A 4654-nucleotide genomic window follows, 5' to 3' on the forward strand; every position below is an offset into this window, starting at 1 on the left:
GCTAAATTTCTAGCCAATAAATTTTAATTCACTCCAAGTTGTGCTTTTACAAAGTCGCTTGCCATTTGGATATTCCACTCTGGCTCCCAAACTAGGTCAATCTCGCACTCTTTTACACCCTCCACGCCAAGCGTAGCCGTCTGCACCCACTCAAGTATCATCTCATGAAGCGGACAAGACTTGGTTGAAAGCGTCATCGTCACCTTTGCTTTGCCGTTTTCATCGCAGCTCGCATCATATATGAGCCCAAGCGAAACAATATCAAAGCCAACCTCTGGATCGACGATATTTGACAAAGCATCATAAATTTTTTCTTTCATTTTTTTATCCTTTAAAACCAGTAAATTTAAAAACATTTATCATATTTACAGCAAGCAAAATGATGCTTAAAGCCATAAAAATCATACTTGCATAGACCAAATTTCTCATCTCAAAGCTAATCGCTAAAGGATAGCACACAAGCGAAGTGGCATTAAAAGCTATGGCGTAATAAGCCGTCTTTTTTAATATCATCGCATCAAGCAGCGGCACTTTTGCCTTGCCAACAAATGGCGCCACATAGTGATACCAGATGAGAAATGGCGCGATCTTATAAAGATGAGCCACGATAAAGGCAAACAAAAAGCCATATATCATAAAAAATGCAGCCAAATTTAGCTTTTCAAAAATCATAAATGTAGCAGCGCAAAGCAAGGCAAGCAGCGAAAGAGCGATATTTACATTCCAGTAGTCATACGCCTTTCTCACGCGCTTTTTTAAGATATAAAACGCTTGAGCTATAAAAAGCAAAGCCGCCACAGCCACCGCAAAAATAGCTAAATTTTCATCGATTGCCAGCAAAACTCCAGCCAAAATGTAGCAGGCAAGTGAAGCCTTACTAAGTGTAAATTTAAGATCATGCGCCAGCGCAAACATCGGTAAAAGCACGCTTGCAGCCCCAAGTATCACGAAAAATACAAAGCCCAGCACAAAATATACATGAAATTTTAATGTCATCATAAAATCAAGCATAAGCGTGCCGCCAAGTATCATCACTAGGCAAAATCCAAGCGTTATGCCAACTAACAAAAATATCGCCGAGACAAAGAGCGCAAAGGCTGCAAAGCTTCTTTTTTGATTATTTAAAAAGCTTAGAGTATAGGTCGAGCTAAAAAATACGAGCGAGAAAAATAGCAAAACTGCGCCAACTTGCAAAATTTGACCCTCGCCAAATATCATCGCATAGCTCATGGCAAGCAGCGACAGGCAAAAGATGGCTAAATTTAAAATAGCCCCTTTGACCGTAAAAAACAGCTTTTCTAGTATGACCGATGTTAGCTGATAGAGCGCTCCGATGATGATGCTCATCACAAAGCCCACGAAAAATATATGCAAAAAGCCAGCCGTATTTAGCGAGCTAATCGCCTCAAAATCAGCGTAGAAAAAGGCCGGAACGCTAAGCGCTAAGAAAAAAATGCCAGCGATAAAGTAGCCACCAACTAGCTTAAATGGCGGCGCATAAGTGTTTAAAAGCATTTTAGTGGCAAAGGCTGGTGTCTATGTTTTCTATACTCGCACCCTCTTTTAGGCTAAAAGTCATCTTCACAGCCCCACCCTCAAGGTCCTCGCGCTCCACATCAAAGCTCTTTTCTATCTTTGGGATGAGCCCAGCTGGAAATTTGTGATTTACCATCACGATCTTTGTGTTTTTATCAGCAAATTTTATCGCCAAAAGCGCGTTCATCATGGGCTCAGGCGGCACGCAAGGACGTGAGTCAAAACCCACAAAGCTTACTCCATTTTCACTAAATTTATAAAATGGCACCGTCGCACCCTCTACGTTAAACTGCTCTGCATTTTTGAAAAATTCACTCATTTTTTCTCCTTTTAATTTTGGAGAATTATACTCTGATTAAACTTTTCAAACCATTGATTTGCTTCAACAAAAGCTACTTTACGTAGGGGATAAACTCCTCATATCCAAGCCTAGCCATATCTTCAAGCGGTATAAATTTAAGACTAGCTCCGTTTATGCAGTACCTTAGTCCGCCCTTGTCACTTGGCCCATCGTCAAAGACATGGCCAAGGTGCGCATCGCTGTTTTGCGACTTCACCTCGACCCTTTTCATCATAAATGAGTTGTCTTCTTTATACGTAAGTGCCGTTGTCGTGATAGGCTTTGTAAAGCTTGGCCAACCACACCCTGCATCAAATTTATCAGCGCTTGAAAAGAGCGGCTTGCCACTGGTGATATCGACATAGATGCCCTTTTTGTCAAATTTATCATACTCACTGCTAAATGGCCTCTCAGTCGCCGCCTCCTGCGTCACTGCATACTGCTCACTGCTTAAATTTCTCTTTAGCTCCTCTTTGCTAAGCGGCTTAAATTTAGCCTCGTCATAGAGCGGTTTGCCGGCTAAATTTAGATCTATATGGCAGTATCCAAAAGGGTTTTTGTCAAGATAGTCTTGGTGATACTCCTCGGCAATGATGAAATTCTTAAGTGGCGCCACTTCAACCACGATCTTATCTTTAAATTTCTTTTGCTCTATCTTTATAAAGCTCTCAATAACTGGTAGATCGTCCTTGCTAACATAGTAAATCCCGCTTCTATACTGCCTGCCGACGTCATTGCCCTGTTTATTTAGCGAGGTCGGGTCGATCACCCTAAAAAAATGAGCCAAAATTTCAGCCAAAGCGACCCTGTTTTCATCAAATTTGACATAAAGTGTCTCGGCGTGATCGCTCTCATGTAGCTCACGGTAGCTAGTGCTCTCGCTCTTACCATTTGCGTAGCCCACCTTCGTATCTACCACGCCAAATATCTTTTTAAAATATCCCTGCATGCCCCAAAAACAGCCACCTGCTAAATAAATTTCTTTCAAATTTTGCCCTGCCATCGTCTGCTCCTTTAAAAACTCATCTTTTGCCATCAAATTTACACCCAAAAATAGAATAAAAACCAAGAGAAAATTTAATATCTTTTTCATGTGAGCTCCTTTTTTGAAGGATTATATAAAATTTAAAGTTATAAAGTGTGAAGCAAGGGGCAAAGCGCCCCTAAATTTTAGTGCAAGAAGTGTCTAACGCCAGTGAAATATAGCGACATGCCGTGCTCATCGGCAGCCTCTATCACCTCATCATCTCTTATGCTGCCGCCTGGCTCGATGACGCATTTTACGCCCACTTTGCTAGCGATGTCGATGCTATCTCTAAACGGAAAGAACGCCTCGCTTGCAAGCACGCAGCCACTTAGGTCGATCTTTAGCTCTTTTGCCTTCGCTACGGCCGCACGAGCAGCATCCACGCGGCTAGTCATACCCATGCCAATAGCCACCATAGCGCCATCCTTTACATAAACTACGCAGTTGCTCTTCGTTAGCGCAGCCACTTTCCACGCGATCTGAGCATCTTTTAGCTCGCTGCCAGTTGCAAATTTCTTGCTCATTTGCTTCATATTTTCAAGCTCTTCGTCTTTTACGAAGTCTCTTTCTTGAAATACAAAGCCACCATCGATGTGCTTAAAGTCAAATTTATCATTTGCACGCACTAAAAATTTATTATCTTGTGTGAAAATTTTGATGCGTTTTTTGCTCTCAAAGACTTTAAGCGCGGCATCATCGACATTTGCAGCGATGATTACTTCAACGTAAATTTCATTTATCTTTTTAGCTAGCTCCTCATCAAGCGTGCCATTTATCGCGACCACGCCGCCGTATGCTGAGATCGGATCGCACTTAAGCGCTGCCACGTAGCTCTCTAGTAGCGTATCTTTTACCGCAAAGCCGCAAGGGTTCGCGTGTTTGATGATAGCCACTGCTGGCGCGTCATCAAAGCTAGTTGCAAGCATCAATGCACCATTTATATCGGTCATATTATTGAAACTTGCCTCGCCTTTTAGGGCTCTAAAGTTGTTCGTAAAGAAATAATCAAACTCATAAAGCGCGCCTTTTTGGTGTGGATTTTCGCCGTATCTAGTGTCAAAAACCTTGCTTCCCACGATAAATCTAGCATCACCAAAACCGCTGTTAAATCTATCATTCATATAGTTTGCGATCATGCTATCATAGGCTGCTGTATGCTCGAATGCCTTTATCATAAGCGATCTTCTAAACTCAAAATCATCGCTTTTTTCTTTTAGGCGCTTTAAAATTTCATCGTAGTCAAGCACGCTTGTGACGATAAGGACGTCTTTAAAATTTTTAGCAGCACTCCTTACCATAGCTGGGCCGCCGATGTCGATATTTTCGATGATCTCGGCAAAGTCATCAGTTCTAATCGTAGTCTCTTTAAATGGATATAAATTTACGCAAACCAGATCAATCCCCTCAATGCCATGCTCTTTTGCCTGAGCCACATGCGTAGCGTCATCGCGTTTATGCAAGATGCCGCCATGTATCTTTGGATGAAGGGTCTTTACCCTGCCCTCAAACATCTCAGGTGATGCCGTAAATTCGCTAACTTCAGTAGCTTTTATGCCATTTTCTTTTAAAAGCTTAAATGTGCCACCAGTTGAAAGTATCTGCCAGCCAAGCTCTTCTAGCCCCTTTGCAAACTCTACAATGCCCTCTTTATCGCTAACGCTAAGCAACGCTCTCATTTTTTCTCCTTTATTAAATTTTTGTATTTTTATTATTTTCGTCTAAAATTTCATCAACTATAGCATCAATATTAT

The 4654-nt window shown here is 41.7% G+C and carries 5 protein-coding genes; all 5 read right to left on the reverse strand.

Going from position 1 to position 4654, the window contains the following annotated elements:
• Positions 1-23: 23 nt before the first annotated feature.
• Positions 24-320: a metal-sulfur cluster assembly factor gene (locus Q0296_RS01675; protein WP_107856111.1), complete on the reverse strand. Its 297-nt coding sequence runs from the start codon at positions 318-320 to the stop codon at positions 24-26.
• A 4-nt stretch (positions 321-324) separates the two neighbouring features.
• A complete protein-coding gene (locus tag Q0296_RS01680; protein ID WP_298035898.1) occupies positions 325-1515 on the reverse strand; it encodes a peptidase M50 in 1191 nt (396 codons plus the stop codon).
• Position 1516: 1 nt separating this feature from the next.
• Positions 1517-1855: a hypothetical protein gene (locus Q0296_RS01685; RefSeq protein ID WP_298035899.1), complete on the reverse strand. Its 339-nt coding sequence runs from the start codon at positions 1853-1855 to the stop codon at positions 1517-1519.
• Between the two features lie 73 nt (positions 1856-1928).
• Positions 1929-2969 (reverse strand): peptide-methionine (R)-S-oxide reductase MsrB, encoded by a 1041-nt coding sequence (gene msrB / locus Q0296_RS01690; protein WP_298035901.1) that lies wholly within the window; start codon positions 2967-2969, stop codon positions 1929-1931.
• A gap of 77 nt (positions 2970-3046) precedes the next feature.
• Positions 3047-4579 carry a bifunctional phosphoribosylaminoimidazolecarboxamide formyltransferase/IMP cyclohydrolase gene (purH, locus tag Q0296_RS01695; protein WP_298035902.1) on the reverse strand — a complete coding sequence of 511 codons (1533 nt, stop codon included), beginning with the start codon at positions 4577-4579 and terminating at the stop codon, positions 3047-3049.
• Positions 4580-4654: the final 75 nt, after the last annotated feature.

Source organism: uncultured Campylobacter sp. (assembly GCF_937890585.1).
Classification (GTDB): domain Bacteria; phylum Campylobacterota; class Campylobacteria; order Campylobacterales; family Campylobacteraceae; genus Campylobacter_A.